The organism is Cohnella hongkongensis (assembly GCF_042654645.1).
GTDB lineage: Bacteria > Bacillota > Bacilli > Paenibacillales > Paenibacillaceae > Cohnella > Cohnella hongkongensis.
This window is the reverse complement of sequence record NZ_JBHSEP010000014.1, coordinates 88271-102106: the sequence shown is the minus strand read 5'-3', so window position 1 is coordinate 102106 and position 13836 is coordinate 88271. Positions and strand designations below refer to the sequence as shown.

Annotated in this window: 10 protein-coding genes; all 10 read right to left on the bottom strand. The window is 61.1% G+C overall.

Features of this window, described 5'->3' with window-relative positions:
* Positions 1 to 2 precede the first annotated feature (2 nt).
* Positions 3 to 1364: a PP2C family protein-serine/threonine phosphatase gene (locus tag ACFO3S_RS18190; RefSeq protein ID WP_378099053.1), complete on the bottom strand. Its 1362-nt coding sequence runs from the start codon at positions 1362 to 1364 to the stop codon at positions 3 to 5.
* A 40-nt stretch (positions 1365 to 1404) separates the two neighbouring features.
* Positions 1405 to 1743, bottom strand: a complete 339-nt coding sequence (locus ACFO3S_RS18185; RefSeq protein ID WP_378099051.1) for an STAS domain-containing protein — start codon at positions 1741 to 1743, stop codon at positions 1405 to 1407.
* 61 nt (positions 1744 to 1804) lie between these two features.
* A complete protein-coding gene (locus tag ACFO3S_RS18180) occupies positions 1805 to 2239 on the bottom strand; it encodes an ATP-binding protein (protein WP_378099049.1) in 435 nt (144 codons plus the stop codon).
* Positions 2240 to 2486: 247 nt separating this feature from the next.
* Positions 2487 to 4994: an ATP-dependent helicase HrpB gene (gene hrpB, locus ACFO3S_RS18175; protein ID WP_378099130.1), complete on the bottom strand. Its 2508-nt coding sequence runs from the start codon at positions 4992 to 4994 to the stop codon at positions 2487 to 2489.
* A 151-nt stretch (positions 4995 to 5145) separates the two neighbouring features.
* Positions 5146 to 6528, bottom strand: coding sequence for an MBL fold metallo-hydrolase (locus ACFO3S_RS18170; protein ID WP_378099047.1), 1383 nt, complete (start codon positions 6526 to 6528; stop codon positions 5146 to 5148).
* A 145-nt stretch (positions 6529 to 6673) separates the two neighbouring features.
* Complete coding sequence (locus ACFO3S_RS18165; protein WP_378099045.1) at positions 6674 to 8065, bottom strand: MBL fold metallo-hydrolase; 1392 nt, start codon at positions 8063 to 8065, stop codon at positions 6674 to 6676.
* 154 nt (positions 8066 to 8219) lie between these two features.
* Positions 8220 to 9098 (bottom strand): sugar phosphate isomerase/epimerase family protein, encoded by an 879-nt coding sequence (locus ACFO3S_RS18160; protein WP_378099043.1) that lies wholly within the window; start codon positions 9096 to 9098, stop codon positions 8220 to 8222.
* Between the two features lie 26 nt (positions 9099 to 9124).
* Complete coding sequence (locus tag ACFO3S_RS18155) at positions 9125 to 11929, bottom strand: glycoside hydrolase family 2 protein (RefSeq protein WP_378099041.1); 2805 nt, start codon at positions 11927 to 11929, stop codon at positions 9125 to 9127.
* Positions 11930 to 11963: 34 nt separating this feature from the next.
* Positions 11964 to 12794 carry a carbohydrate ABC transporter permease gene (locus ACFO3S_RS18150; protein WP_378099039.1) on the bottom strand — a complete coding sequence of 277 codons (831 nt, stop codon included), beginning with the start codon at positions 12792 to 12794 and terminating at the stop codon, positions 11964 to 11966.
* The gene (locus tag ACFO3S_RS18145) at positions 12791 to 13753 is read right to left on the bottom strand and encodes a carbohydrate ABC transporter permease (protein WP_378099038.1); all 963 of its coding nucleotides are present in this window, start codon (positions 13751 to 13753) and stop codon (positions 12791 to 12793) included. Before ACFO3S_RS18145 ends, ACFO3S_RS18150 begins: the two co-directional genes overlap by 4 nt.
* Positions 13754 to 13836: the final 83 nt, after the last annotated feature.

Below are 13836 nucleotides of genomic sequence, written 5' to 3'. Positions count from 1 at the left end.
GCCTAACGACGCATCAAAGTCAGCACCGCAATGTCGTCCGACTGCGGCGCTCCGTCCGCGAACATGAAAACGTGCATGAGCAGCGCGTCGATCGTCTCGGCGCTGGACATGCCCGGCGTCATGCCGAGAAACTCCCGCAGGCGATCGGACGAATACTGCTCCTGCGCCGAGTTCTCCGCCTCCGTAATGCCGTCGGTATAAAGCAGGAGACGGTCTCCCGGTTCAAGCGACAGGCGGGCGTCGTGGTAGACGGCGTCCTCCATCGCGGCGAGCGGCAGGCTCTTCTTCAGCTTCACCGGCTCGATGCTGCCGTCCGCGCGCACGACGTATGGCGTGCAGTGTCCGCCCTCGCTCATGACCAGCTCGCCCGTGGAGCACGTGTACACGCCGCAGACGATCGTCGCGAACACGAGCGGATTGTCGCGCGCCAGCTCGTCGTTGACCATCGTCAGAAGCTCGCCGGGCGACAGGCCCGGGCCCATTTTCCCCTTGAGCAGCGTCAGCGTGACCGCCATGAACAGCGCGGCCGGAATGCCCTTGTCCGACACGTCGCCAAGCGCGAAAAACAGATGGTCGTCGTCGATTTTGAAGAAATTATAGAAATCCCCTCCGACTTCCTTGGCCGACTTGAGCAGCGCGCAGACGTCGTAAGGCTCGTAGGCGGAAGGCATCGTCCGGGGAAGGAAGCTCATCTGGATCGTGCCCGCTACCTGCAGCTCGCTTTCCAGCCTCTCCTTGATCGCCGTTGTCGACTGCAGCTCGGCAAGCGACTCCTCGACTTTGGCGTACAGCCTCGCGTTTTCCAGGGCGACCGCCATCGGTCGGGCTACCTGCTCGAGCAGCAGCCGGTCGCGGTTCGTGAATTTGCCGCTCCTCTTGTTAATGACCTGCAGCACGCCTTCCACCCGTTCGCGATTGACAATCGGCACCGTCAGCAGATTGCGGGTATCGAATCCGGTTCTCTCCGCGACCCGGTTGGACCACCTGGAATCGGCTTTCGCGTCGTTGACGACCACACTTTGTCCGCTCTGCGCCACATGGCCGGCAATTCCTTCACCGGGCCGAAGCCGGATCTCGCGGACGGCCGCCCCCTTCTCTCCCTGGGCCAGCTCGAAGATCAGCTCGTCCGTCTCGGGATCGACGAGCAGCACCGAAGCCGCCTCGACCGGCAGCACCCGCTTGGCGGTATTCATGATCAGCTCCATCTGTTCCCTGCGCTTCAGCGTCGAATTAAGCTGCATGCTGATCTCCAGCAGCGTTTTCATTCGCCGAAGCCGCATCTGCACGATCGCGTACAGCGCGCCCGCCCCGGCCGCGGCCCCCGCAAGCGCGCCGACGCCGGCGGCTATCCATTGTCCATCCATGCGTTCCCCTACTTTCGCCGGCGCGCGGCAAGCGCGCGGCTTAAGCTTTTAATCGTTCAAGCGCCTCTTCCGTCGAGTCCGCCGTTTCCAGAATGCTCAGAAAGCCCGACATTTCGAACACGTCCCGCACCTGGTCGTTCATGCTCGCGCAGATGAGCCTCCCCTGCAGGCTTCTGACCTTTTTCGCCGCCACGAGCACGACGCGCAGACCCGCGCTGCTTATGTATTGCATGGCCGAGAAATCGAATACGAACCGGGTGTGGCCTTCCGCGGTCAAAGCCAGAAACGAAGCCTCCGCCGTCTGCGCGTGCTGGCCGTCCAGACGTCCTTCTAAGCTCATGATGGCCGCGCCTTCGCGCTGCGTCGTTACGATAATCATCGATAATCTCCTCCCGAATGCGTTGAACCGGGCCTGCTCCCGTCCGGAAAAGGCCGCGCCGTCAAATGATTTTGCGCAGAATGACGAGATTGCCCGTATCCGTGCGCTCGTAGATGAATTCGTTCATCAGCCTTTTGGCGAAGAAAATGCCGAGTCCGCCGACCGTCCGCTCCTCCAGACCAAGCGACAGGTCCGGCTCCTCGAACTCCAGCGGGTTAAACGGCACTCCCTCGTCCTCCAGCCTGATCTCGACCCCTGCCGGGGAAAACCGTACGGACAGCGTAATGACATGGCGCCCGCCTTGCGGAAATCCGTAATTGATCGTGTTGGTCAACAGCTCCTCGCAGCTCAGCGTCATGTCGAATTTCAGCCGATCGGGCCAATTCGAGCGCTCGCCGATGTCCTCGAAAAAAGCGTGCAAACGCTCCAGCTCGTCCAACCGGTTGTCCAGCCGAATGACCGCCTCTCCGGTGCGGCCTTCTTCCATGTCCGTCATTACGCCACCCCCCGCTCCCGTTCGCCGGCGTTCGAGTTTTTTCGCTTCATCCATCATAACATATCGCCCTGGCATTATAATGCAGTTTTAATGAAACATGAACGACACGGAAGAAAAACTGACGCGAGGAAAAAGGTCGGCAAAAGGAGAGCAGCGATCGGCGCCAGGCCTTCGCTGCTCTCTTCGCGTTGAACGCTGAGTTAAGTTGGATCGGGAACGGGGACCGTTCGAGGGCAAGCGCCATTCGCTACTGCCGGGGCCGGACGCGGCGGGTCGCTTCCGCCTCGAGCGGGTTGTCCGGCCAGTAGTGCTTCGGGTAGCGCCCTTTCAAATCTTTGCGCACCTCGAAATAAGCGCCGCGCCAGAAGCTCGCCAAATCCTGCGTCACCTGGACGGGCCGCTGCGCCGGCGACAGCAGATGAAGCGTCAGCGGAACGCGGCCGCCCGCAATTCGCGGCGTCTCCGGCAAGCCGAACAGCTCCTGCAGACGCACGGCGACGAACGGCGCGTCCGGATCGCCGTAGTCGATCGGAACGCGCGAGCCGCTGGGCGCCGTCCAATGCGTCGGCGCCTCTTCGTCCAGCCGCCGGCGCCGATCCTCCCACGGCAGCAGCGCCTCCAGCAGCTCCTTCACGTTCAGCCGCTGCAGATCGGTCCGGCTTTTCATCCCTTCGGCATAATCCGCCAGCCAAATCTCCAACGTCGCCAGCAGCGCCTCGTCGGACAAATCCGGCCAAGAATCGTCGTGACGGCGCGCGAACGCCGCCCTCTCCTGGAACTGGCGGGCCGCCTTCGTCCACGGCAGCATCTCCAGCCCTTCCGAGCGTATCCCCTCCAGCAGCGCTTGCAGCCGCTTCTCCTCCGGCAGCTTGCCGAGCGGCTTCTCCTCCAGCACGATCGCGCCGAGCTTCCGGCGCTCCCGCCCGCGAACCGACTTGGCCTCCGCGTCCCAGAACACGTCCGATTCGACGGCGACGGCCTCCCGCAGGCTCGCGGCGACCCGCTCCAGCGACACCGGAGCGGCCAAGCGGATCCGGCCGTCCGCCCCCGCGTCGTCGACGTCCGCGACGACGATCCACGGCTCGCGGGCCAGCGCCTGGCCCGGGCCGAACGCCGCGCCCCTGCCGCCGCTGAGCAAATACTTGCCGCTGTCTCGCTGGCGACCGATCCGGTCGGGGTAGGCGAAGGCGAGCAGCAGGCCGCAATCGTCCGGCCGGTCCGCATCTACTCCCGGCGCGCTCAGCCCCAGCTCCCGCCGCAGCCGCCGCGCCTCCTCCGCCAGCCGCCTGCGGGCTCCTTCGTCTGCGGCGTAAGCGCCGCGGCCGCGCAGCGCTTCGATTCTGGCCCGCAAATCCGCCGTGGGCGCTTGTCCGTCGGAATACCGCAGCAGATCCCGCTCCCCGAGCACGACGGCCAGCTCGCACGCCAGCCCCCCCAGTCCGAGCGGCAGCGCCCGAAGCAGCATATGGGCGATTCGGGGATGCTTGCCCAGCTCGGCCATTTGACGGCCGTGCTCCGTCGCCCTCCGGCCGTCCTCCTCCAGCGCTCCCAACTGCACCAGCAATTCGCGGGCTTGCTGCACGGCGGGCGCGGGAGGAGCGTCCAGCCAGATCAGCTCTCCCGGATCGCCGACTCCCCATACGGCCAGCTCGAGCAGCAGCGGCGCCAGATCCGCCTCCAGAATCTCCGGCGAGCTTCGAGGCGGCAGCGCCGACTGCCGCTCCGCGCTCCACAGCCGGTAGCACGTCCCCGGGCGAAGCCGTCCCGCGCGTCCCCGGCGCTGGTCCGCGGATGCGGCGGACACCGTAACGGTGTCCAGCCTCGACATGCCCGTGCGCGGCGAGAACCGGGAGACGCGCATCAGCCCGCTGTCGATCACGACCGTGATGCCCTCCACCGTCAAGCTCGTTTCCGCCACCGACGTCGCCAGCACGATTTTCCGCTCCCCCTGGGGAAGCGGAGCCAGCGCCCTGTCCTGATCCTCGGACGACAGGCTTCCGTGCAGAGGAAATACGCGGACGTTAAACGCTGAGCCGCGCAGGCTTTCCCTCAGCCGCGCTTCCACCCTCCGGATTTCCCCGACGCCGGGCAAAAACGCGAGCACGTCCCCTTCATGGGAGCGCAGCGCGTCGAGAGCCGCCCGGGCAACGGCCTCTTCCGCCTCGATTCCCGGAGGACCCGGCCGGTACACCGTCTCCACCGGATAGCTCCGCCCGGCGCTGCGCACGACCGGCGCCCCTCCGAGCAGCTCCGCCACCGGCTCCGCTTCAAGCGTCGCGCTCATGACGAGCAGCTTCAGGTCCTCTCTCAGCAGCGCCTGGGACTGGAGGCTGAGCGCAAGCCCCAGATCGGCGTGCAGGCTTCTTTCGTGATACTCGTCGAAAATGACGAGGCCGACGCCTTCCAGCGCCGGATCCGACTGAAGCATCCGGGTCAGCACGCCCTCCGTCACGACTTCGATCCTCGTCCTCGCGCCGACCTTCGCGTCCATTTTCACCCGGTAGCCGACCGTCCCCCCGACTTGCTCTCCCAGCGCCCGCGCCATATAATCGGCCGAGCTTCTGGCCGCAAGCCTGCGGGGCTCCAGCATGACGATTTTGCGATCTTGCAGCCAGCTCTCCCCGAGCAAGGCGAGCGGCACCCGGGTCGTCTTCCCCGCTCCCGGCTCGGCGACCAGCACGGCGTTGTTTCCCTTCGCCAGCGCCCGCTTCAGCTCCGGCAGCGCCTCGTCTATAGGTAAAGGCGAATACGACATCACGCCCGATTTCTCCTTCCGTTCCATGGCAAGCTTGAATCTTTCATCGTTGACAGCTTACCATTTTCGGACACGCTGCGAAACCGGGTTGGCTGAGCCTGGTTCAACCAAGCCTCTTAAAAGTGACGATTGTTGTTCCGAACTGGATAGATCAGGAGCCTAACGGGACGGGTACGAGCTTCCACTGCACGTTGGAGTTCGTATACGTGCTGCTAGTCAAGCGAACGAGCCAGTTTTCCTGCGCTTTCGAGTGCAGCCGATAGCCGTTCGCTTTATTGTCGATGAATTTCCAGGTGCCATCGTAATCGGTTATTTTCCATTTCACGTTATCGCTCGTCGTCGTGCCCGCCGCCTGATAGACGTCGGACCCGTCCGTCGTCGAATAGAGTCTCGTCCCGAATCTCATGTTCTGGATGTAATAATATCCGTCTCCCGCGTCAATCAACTGCCACCGGAGGTGATAGCCGCCCCATTGCGAGTCGGACAGCGCCACGTCCGAGCCGATCGGCGTGTCGTTGTAAAACCGGCGCAGGCCGTTCGTATTCGTCGGACTCCCCTCGTGCTCGATAAAATAATACGTCGTCCCCGTATCCCCGGGCTTCCAATAAGCGTCCGACGCGGTCGTCCAGTCGCTCGCTCCGTCGGTCGACAACGTCACGTCGGGCCCCTTCGCGCCGTACTGTCCCGTCGTCCAGTAGGGGATGTTCCGCGCCTGCAGCGTATCCACGACCGTGACGGCGATGTCGTGCGTGCCGTTGGTGATCAAGGCCTTCGTCACCCCGAGCCGGTCGAGGAACGCCCCGCTGGCCGGCCACTGATCGACGTCCTTGATGCCGTGATGGCCGACCTTCAGAACTTGGATTCCGTTCAGCTCGCTGTTCCGGTAAGTCATCAGATCGGATTCGGTCAACGACTTCGCGTCGCCCATCATCAGGATGGATTGCGTTCCGTACGTAATTTTGAGGATGAGCGAAGCGTCGTTGACGTTCGTATAATCGTTGCTGCCCCCGTTGACTCGCCAGTACAACGGTCCGATCGCCTTAACGATCAACGGTTTATTGTCATAGGTCGTATTCACGATATATTCATTGTCCCAGAGATACTCTATCGTCAAATTGCGATTGTCGGCGGCTTTCTTCAGATTGGCGTACTCGGCATTGGTGCGATGAATCGCGCCGTCGGGATAATAAATCTTCGTGTTATCGATCGGAAACCCGCTGTTCAAGAAATGATCCAAGCCGCCGATATGATCGACGTGCTGGTGGGTTCCCACCACGTACTTGACCGAGTCTATGCCCAGACTGTTCAGCTTGGAGACGAGCGCGCTGCCGTTCTGATTGTCGACGACCATCGCTTCGCCGTTCGGGAGCTCGAAGATAAAGGAATCGTTCCGGCCATCGTCCTGCGACAGCATGTGCACCTTCAACATCCCGGCCGTTGCCGATGCGGCCTGGGGAAACACGAATGTCGACGGCACCGTCAAGGCGAGAATCAGCAATATCCCGAGTACGATCCTGCAAGCCTTACTCTTCATAGATTGCATCTCTCCTAACTTGGAATGATGACCTTCACTTCAATTATAGAAACGGCGTGCAGGGATAAAAGGACTGAACCGGCTGTAGGGCTGCACAATTCGGCTGACTTGCGCCCTTCGCTTAACGCCGGCATATCGCCTGCGATCAAGAGCCTAACGGAATCGGGACGAGCTTCCACTGCGCGTTCTCGCCAGTATCCGAGCTGTCGGTCAGTCCGACATGCCATTCCTCATCCGCTCCCGCGTGAAGCCGGCCTTTGGCGGCTTTGTTCTCGATCGCCTTCCATGTCTCACCCTTGTCGATCAATTTCCATTTGACATTGTCGCTCGTCTCGGTACCCGCCGCCTGATAGACGTCGGACCCGTCCGTCGTCGAATACAGTCTCGTCCCGAATCTCATGTTCTGGATGTAATAATATCCGTCTCCCGCGTCCATCAACTGCCACCGGAGGTGATAGCCGCCCCATTGCGAGTCGGACAGCGCCACGTCCGAGCCGATCGGCGTGTCGTTGTAAAACCGGCGCAGGCCGTTCGTATTCGTCGGACTCCCCTCGTGCTCGATAAAATAATACGTCGTCCCCGTATCCCCGGGCTTCCAATAAGCGTCCGACGCGGTCGTCCAATCGCTCGCTCCGTCGGTCGACAGCGTCACGTCGGGCCCCTTCACGCCGTACTGTCCCGTCGTCCAGTAAGGGATGTTCCGCGCCTGCAGCGTATCCACGACCGTGACGGCGATGTCGTGCGTGCCGTTGGTGATCAAGGCCTTCGTCACCCCGAGCCGGTCGAGGAACGCCCCGCTGGCCGGCCACTGATCGACGTCCTTGATGCCGTGATGGCCGACCTTCAGAACTTGGATTCCGTTCAGCTCGCTGTTCCGGTAAGTCATCAGATCGGATTCGGTCAACGACTTCGCGTCGCCCATCATCAGGATGGATTGCGTTCCGTACGTAATTTTGAGGATGAGCGAAGCGTCGTTGACGTTCGTATAGTCGTCCCTGCCCCCGTCGGTCCGTCTGGTCAGGGGACCGAGCGCTTTGACGATCAGCGGTTTGTCCTCATACGTCGTATTTAAGATATAATCGCCTTCCGCGAGGTACTCGACGGCCAAGCCGCGGCTCTTGGCCGCGCTCTCCAGGTTGGCGTATTCGGAGTTGGTTCGGTTGATCGCTCCGGCCGGATAATACACTTTCGTGTTGTCGATCGGGAACCCGTCATAGAGAAAATCGAAAAAGCCGCCGATATGATCGACATGCTGATGAGACCCGACCAGGTACCGGATCGACTCGATGCCCAGCTCGCCGAGATCGGCCTCCAATTGTTCGCTGTTCTGATTGTCGACGACCATGACCTCGCCGTTCGGGAGCTCGAAAATAAACGAGTCGTTCCTCCCGTCGTCATGCGACAGCATATGCACGATTAACCTGCCGTCCGTTTCCGATTCGGGCATCGAAGCTGCGCATGCGGTCTGCGCCAGCAAGCAAACGCCCAAAGCGAAGCCCAGCATTCTCCGTGAAGCTTGGAATTTCACCGACGTCACCCCATCTCCCCAAAATGAATGCCTGAAGCAAAAACGCCTTCGGAGTCCCTGGCTGCTGAAGATGCTTTGCGGACATCGTTCAGGCAATGCGAAAGGTGAAACTTATCCATTCTGAACGATCGAGAAGCCAAGGCTTGTTCATCTTTCCGCTTGATTAACCGTTCTGCAGCACGAATTTCGCCGTCGTGTACGCGTATTGCAGCGCTGCGTCGCGCATGCCGTCCGGCAGCGGCCGCACCGAATTATGCGCTTCGTACGTGAAGTCGCCGGAATAGCCGACCTCGCGCAGCGCGGACATGACTTCCTTCCAATCGATCGTGCCGAGGTACGGCAGCAGATGCTGATCGTGAATTCCGTTGTTGTCCTGGATGTGCAGCGTCTTCAGCCACTGGCCCAGCATGCGGATCGAAGGCGCCTGGCGCAGACCCTGCCGGTGGCCGTGCCCCGTATCCCAGCAAGCGCCGAACAGCGGATGATCGAGCTTCGCGAGCAGCTCCGCCAGCTGTTCGGGAATCGCGCAATAGATTCTGCGGAAGAGCCCCGTCTCGCCGCCGGTCCGGTCGAAGATGTTTTCCAGCGCGATCCCGACGCCCGTCTCTTCCATAACCGGAAGCAGCCTGCGATAAAAGCCGACGTTGTATTCGAGCACCTCCAGGTGCGATTCCTCTCCGCGGAGCGACAGCGGACTCGGATGGAAGACGACCCACGGCACGCCGAGAATGCCTGCCGCTCGCAGCGACCGGGACGCCATTTCGAGAAAAGACTCGACGTTCAACCCCATGACCATTTCGGTAAAGGAGCCGCCGTGAACCGGTCCGTGCATTTGCGTAAAGCGCACGCCTTGGACGTCTGCGGCTGCCCGGATATTCCGGGCCCACGCCTCCTCCTCCTGCCAGGTCATCTTCGCGACGGTCTCCTGGTAATCCCAATAATTGAAATCAAGCGCAAGAAAGCCCGCTTCCTTGCACCTGCGAATTTGCCGCTCGACCGGATGATCGATTTCGAAAACATTCAACGAAGTAGATATGTTCATGGTATGCCTCCCTAATCATTTGTCGTTTACCGAATGTCCATCTTAAACAGGCTCAGCACTTCGCCGATCGTCAGCCCCTGCGCAGGACGGAAATAGTCGCTCGTCAAGTAGCGAACGATTTCGTGCGTCAGAAACTCCGTTTCCGGCCGCTTGCGCTGCGCGTCCGCGGTAAGCTGCAGCGACGTCGCGAACAGATTGCCTTTGCCGAGCTTCGCCTCGAAGGCGTACGCGAGCCGCTTCGAACGGTTGAAGTTGTCCACGACTTCGATAATCGGCTTCACATGCGGCACGGCGTCCAGACAGATCGCCGAAGCCATGTCGACCAGGTGGTACCAATGCCAGTCGGAAAACCCGTCGTTCGGGAACCGCCCCAGCGCCGGATGCTGCTCGATCTTCATGCCCATCGTATGGCCGACCTGCGTCGGAAACCATAGGAAGCTCCAGAACGGCGGAATGTACCGCGTCGTCACCTCGTCGTACGACTCTCCGGGCTCGGTCATCAGCCACACGTTGCCGCCGTCCATTGCATACTGCAGCACGCTGCCCGTCAACCGCCTCACGATCGCAAGCTTCGTCCCGGGAGGGATCGTAAACGTCAAATACGAGCTCGCGTATTCCCGCTTTGCATCCGGCAGCGCCGGGTTCAGCGCTTCGACGTTGCTGAAGATGCGCTCCTGACCGGGGATTGCCCTTGCGCGAGGAAACGACCAGAACGCCCACTCGTTGCGAACCCGGCCGCCTTCCCATTCGAAGACGACCTTCAGCGTCCAGGCGTTCGCCTCCCCCGGCGGCGTAGCGGCAATTACGGTCCCCAGACGGCCGATGCCGCCCGCCGCGACGGCTTCAGTCCTTAGTGCGCCTTCCCTGAACGCGCCGCTCTCGCTCTCCAGACGCCAGATCAACCGCCCCGGCCCGCACGGCCCCGACCCGAAGTTCGACAGCTCGATCTCCGCTTCGATCTCCTCTCCGGCGTACCCCGTTCTCCCGTTGCTGCGCATCAGAAGCACCCGTTCGTCGTTAATCGTCCGGAACGCTTCCGGATCGATCAGCCCTTTGCTGTCCCAGAATGCGTCAAGAAGCCCGATCGTGTTATGCCCCTGTCCCGGGAAATCGCGCAGGTCCAAGTATTGGAACCCCGATAGGCCGGGCGTCCGCCGCATCCGCTCGATATTTTCCTTCATCGACCGGATCAGATGGATGCCGGAAGCTTCAACGAACGAATCGATGCGCTCCGTCAGCCCCTTCTTCGCCAGCGACTCCTCCACGCTATGGAGCCAGCTCGGCTCGAAAATGCCGGCATACTTCCCCGCTTCCGACGGCCGGACGTACATCGTATACTGTCCGTGCTCGTGGGCAAGGATCGGGGCGTCATCCGCCCGGGTTACGCTGCGGAAATCTTCCCGGGTGTCCGGGGTGGCCGACAAATCCGTGCGCTGCGGCGCGTGCCAGTTCAGGCTCGGGATGAAATAATCGCCTTCCCGGCCGACGGCCGGCAGCTCCCCGAACCCAGTGTTGTCCGTGTACAGCCGGGTCGGATCAAGCTCGCGAGCCCGGTTCACCAGCTCGTTCAGGCCGGGATGGCCGTCGGCCTTGATCAGCTCGTTGCCCATCGAGAGCAGCACGAAGGACGGATGGGCGTTCAGCGCCGGAACGACCCGCTCCAGCTCCCGCCTCAGGAAGGCATGAACCGCCTCGGGCACGGCAGCGCTGCGGCCTTCGTAATGCATGGACCAGTGCGGGAGCTCCGTCTGCACGAGCATGCCTTCTTCATCCGCCGCCTCCCAGAAGGGCTCCGGCGCGTTCCAGCTATGCAGGCGCACATGGTTGAAGCCGTAGGAGCGCGCGATGCGGAACTGGCGGCGGTACTGCTCCTTGTCCCATACCGGGTAGCCGGTAAGCGGAAAGACGCTGCAATCGACGTAGCCCCGCAGGAAGATCGGCTCGCCGTTCAGCAGGATGCGCTTGTCCTCCGCCCGGATCGTGCGCAGACCGAACCTGCGCTCCGTCCGGTCTATTTCCAGGCCGTCTCGGAGCAGCTTTACCTGCACAGCGTACAGAAAAGGGTCGCGATCCGACCAAAGCCTGGCGGACTCCCCCATCGAGACCGTCAGATCGGCTCGCCCCAGGCGATCGACGATTCCTTGCGCCGTAATCGCCTCCGCGCCCGCTTCCTCATTCGCCGCGCGTATCTCTACGCTCACCAGATCCTTCGTCGTCTCCGAATCGGCTTCCCGGACGACGTCTACGGTCAGCGTCACCGACCGCGAGGCCGCATCCGGCGCAATCCGGACGAAGCCGATTCTCGTTCGCGGCGACCGGACCAGCTCCGCCCCGCCTGTAATGCCGCCCCATGTCGACGCGGTATGAATCGAATGAGCGTGGCTTTCTTCCAGCGGCAGCTTCATCTCGTTGTCGATCCGCAGCGCCAGCTTCTGCTTCTCGCCCGCCCGCACGAAGGGCGTCAAGTCGAAGCGGTGCGGGTGTGCCAGCGACTCGCCGGCGCCGGCGATGTTCCCGTCCAGCGATACTTCGCAAATCCACCGGACGCCGCGCAGGACGAGCTCGACTTGATCGCCCTCCCACTCGGCCGGAATCTCGATTTCCTTCACATACCAAGCCTGCCCGACATATTCGCAGCGCTTGGTCCACGTGCCGATCCGATGCTCCTTCGGCTTCTTCCCGAAGCCTTGCTCCTCCCAGGAACCGGGCACGCGGATTCGGTCCGCCGGACTGCCGGACTCGCTGTCCCCCCATTTCCCTGCGCGGTCCGGATCGAGGGCGAAGCGCCATTCCCCATTCAGCGAAATGGTTCTATTGCAATATGCGTCCAATGTATCCACCTCTCCGGATGTTCAAACTGTCATGTTAGCTCTTTACCGCACCCGAAATCCCCTCGTAGAAATAACGCTGCATGAAAATGAACACGAGCATGACGGGAACGAGAGAGATCGTCGCTCCGGCGGCCATCCCGGTCCAGTCGGTGCCGTACAATTCGGTGAAGCTCAGCATGCCGACCGCCAGCGTCTTCAGCTCGGGCTTGGTTATGGTCAATACGAGCGGCGTCAGGAACGAACTCCACGTCCAAATGAATTGCATGATCGCCGCCGTCGCGACAATCGGCATCGAGTTGGGCATCGCCACGCGCGCGAACGTCTTCACGAAGCCTGCGCCGTCGATGAGCGCGGACTCCTCGATTTCTTTCGGAAATTTGGAGAAAAAGGCGGCGAACAGCAGGATAAACAAGACGTGCGCGCCTGAAGACTCGGCAAAAATGAGGCCCAGGTACGAATCCTTGATGCCCAAAAACTTGACGAGCTGGTACAGCGGAATGATCGTGTAGCCTTTCGGAATAAACTGCAGCGCCACGATAAAGGCGATCATCGCCGTCCGTCCCGGAAACGCCACCGTCCCGATCGCATAGCCCGTCAGACAGCTTAAGATGACGACAATGACGACGGTCGACACGGTAATGACGACGGAGTTCATGAAATAGTGGGAGATGTTCGCCACATCCCATGCCCGGGCGTAGTTCTCCCACATGAACACCTCGGGGATCGGATTGATGGCGGCTTTATAGAAGGTGACGTTGTCTTTCAGCGAAGACGACACCATCCAGACGAACGGATAAATCCAGACGATGCCGACGGCGATCAACACGACGTGTAGGATCGCGCGCGCCGTTTTGGAGCTTGTCATGCTTGACCTCCTCTGTCCGCGAGCTTGCTCTTCTTGCCTTCGCTCCCCGCCTTGATGCCAATCCAGCCGAGGAACAAGCTGATGAAGAGGACGAATAAGCCGAGATAGACGCCGGCGGCCGAAGCGTAGCCGACTCTGGCGCCGCCGAACTGGGTGGCGAACGCGTGTTGATAGATGAACAGCTCAATCGTTTCCGTCTTATGGTACGGGCCGCCGTCGGTCAGCGTTTTGACCAGGTCAAACACGTGCAGGCTGCCACCGACGGTTAAAAGAAGAATGGTCGCGGCCACCGGCTTCAGCAGCGGCAGCGTAATTTTCATCAGCATTTTCCAATAGCCCGCCCCGTCCATCTTCGCGGCTTCGTACAGGTCGACCGGAATCATTTGCAAACCCGCCAGCCAGTAAATCATGACGACGCCGATATGCTTCCAAGAACCGACCAGAATGAGCATGATCATCGCGAGAGCAGGGTCGAGCCAGAACCGGATCGGCTCGTCGATCCAGCCGAGACTTTGCAGAAACTGGTTCGTGAAGCCTTGAATGCCGAAAATGTTGTTCATAATAATGCCGATGATCGACGAAACCGTGACGACCGGCAGGAAATAGAGCGTACGGTAGATCGATTTTCCCTTCATGGAAGGGTCGTTCAGCACAAGCGCCAGCAGGAACGATACGACGACCGTCAGCGTCGTAGCGGACAGTCCGTAGACCAAAGCGTTTTTAAAGCTGTTCCAGAACATGTCGTCGCGCAGCAGCTCGGCGTAATTGGCCAAGCCCACGAAGTTGTCGAGCGGTCCCAAACCGTCCCATTCGTAAAAGGAATAAACGTAGCTCATAACGATCGGATACATGGACGCAAGCAAAAAATAAAGCACCTGAGGCAGGATAAAAATATAAGCCCATATATACCTGCGGCGAAGCTGCGGATTGATTTTCGTTCGACTTTTCCCGGTCCGCATGCAATCCCTCCTGATTTCTGCGAGAAAAAAAGAAAACACGGCGGCCCGCCGTTCCCCGGTCAGCCTGAGGCTGCGAGAAGCCG

What these genes read in the sequence shown, in the direction of transcription:
- ACFO3S_RS18180 (WP_378099049.1), bottom strand. Translation starts at nt 2,239, where the DNA reads ATGACGGACATGGAAGAAGGCCGCACCGGAGAGGCGGTCATTCGGCTG.
- ACFO3S_RS18160 (WP_378099043.1), bottom strand. Translation starts at nt 9,098, where the DNA reads ATGAACATATCTACTTCGTTGAATGTTTTCGAAATCGATCATCCGGTC.
- hrpB (WP_378099130.1), bottom strand. Translation starts at nt 4,994, where the DNA reads ATGTCGTATTCGCCTTTACCTATAGACGAGGCGCTGCCGGAGCTGAAG.
- ACFO3S_RS18170 (WP_378099047.1), bottom strand. Translation starts at nt 6,528, where the DNA reads ATGAAGAGTAAGGCTTGCAGGATCGTACTCGGGATATTGCTGATTCTC.
- ACFO3S_RS18145 (WP_378099038.1), bottom strand. Translation starts at nt 13,753, where the DNA reads ATGCGGACCGGGAAAAGTCGAACGAAAATCAATCCGCAGCTTCGCCGC.
- ACFO3S_RS18185 (WP_378099051.1), bottom strand. Translation starts at nt 1,743, where the DNA reads ATGATTATCGTAACGACGCAGCGCGAAGGCGCGGCCATCATGAGCTTA.
- ACFO3S_RS18190 (WP_378099053.1), bottom strand. Translation starts at nt 1,364, where the DNA reads ATGGATGGACAATGGATAGCCGCCGGCGTCGGCGCGCTTGCGGGGGCC.
- ACFO3S_RS18150 (WP_378099039.1), bottom strand. Translation starts at nt 12,794, where the DNA reads ATGACAAGCTCCAAAACGGCGCGCGCGATCCTACACGTCGTGTTGATC.